Below are 899 nucleotides of genomic sequence, written 5' to 3' on the forward strand. Positions count from 1 at the left end.
CGTCACACCACGAGAGTTTGTAACACCCGAAGTCGGTGGGGTAACCTTTTTGGAGCCAGCCGCCTAAGGTGGGACAGATGATTGGGGTGAAGTCGTAACAAGGTAGCCGTATCGGAAGGTGCGGCTGGATCACCTCCTTTCTATGGAGAATTGATAAGCACTGCTTATCAATATAAGTTTCCGTGTTTCGTTTTCGTTTAGTTTTGAGAGTTCAATAAAAGTGTTGACTCTTAAAAGAGGATATGATATAAATTAATTCTGCAATTTGTATGGGCCTATAGCTCAGCTGGTTAGAGCGCACGCCTGATAAGCGTGAGGTCGATGGTTCGAGTCCATTTAGGCCCACCATACAACTTGGGGCCTTAGCTCAGCTGGGAGAGCGCCTGCCTTGCACGCAGGAGGTCAGCGGTTCGATCCCGCTAGGCTCCACCAAAAGCTATTTTATATAGCGTGGTATGTTCTTTGAAAACTAGATAACAGTGTAGCTCATATTTTTTAATTTTAGTTTGGTTAAGTTAGAAAGGGCGCACGGTGGATGCCTTGACACTAGGAGTCGATGAAGGACGGGACTAACGCCGATATGCTTCGGGGAGCTGTAAGTAAGCTTTGATCCGAAGATTTCCGAATGGGGAAACCCACCATACGTAATGGTATGGTATCCTTATCTGAATACATAGGGTAAGGAAGACAGACCCAGGGAACTGAAACATCTAAGTACCTGGAGGAAGAGAAAGCAAATGCGATTTCCTGAGTAGCGGCGAGCGAAACGGAATCTAGCCCAAACCAAGAGGCTTGCCTCTTGGGGTTGTAGGACATTCTATACGGAGTTACAAAGGAACGAGGTAGACGAAGCAGTCTGGAAAGGCTCGTCACAGAGGGTAACAACCCCGTAGTCGAAA

Annotated in this window: 2 tRNA genes and 2 rRNA genes; all 4 read left to right on the forward strand. The window is 47.1% G+C overall.

Annotated features, from left to right (window positions below):
• Nucleotides 1-140: ribosomal RNA gene (locus KFD70_RS29165) — 16S ribosomal RNA — on the forward strand; the annotation flags it as partial.
• Between the two features lie 131 nt (nucleotides 141-271).
• Nucleotides 272-348 (forward strand) — tRNA-Ile (locus KFD70_RS29170).
• A gap of 8 nt (nucleotides 349-356) precedes the next feature.
• Nucleotides 357-432: transfer RNA gene (locus KFD70_RS29175), tRNA-Ala, on the forward strand.
• Nucleotides 433-508: 76 nt separating this feature from the next.
• Nucleotides 509-899, forward strand: a 23S ribosomal RNA gene (locus KFD70_RS29180); the annotation flags it as partial.

This window comes from Bacillus pfraonensis, assembly GCF_050768835.1.
Taxonomy (GTDB): Bacteria; Bacillota; Bacilli; order Bacillales; family Bacillaceae_G; genus Bacillus_A; species Bacillus_A pfraonensis.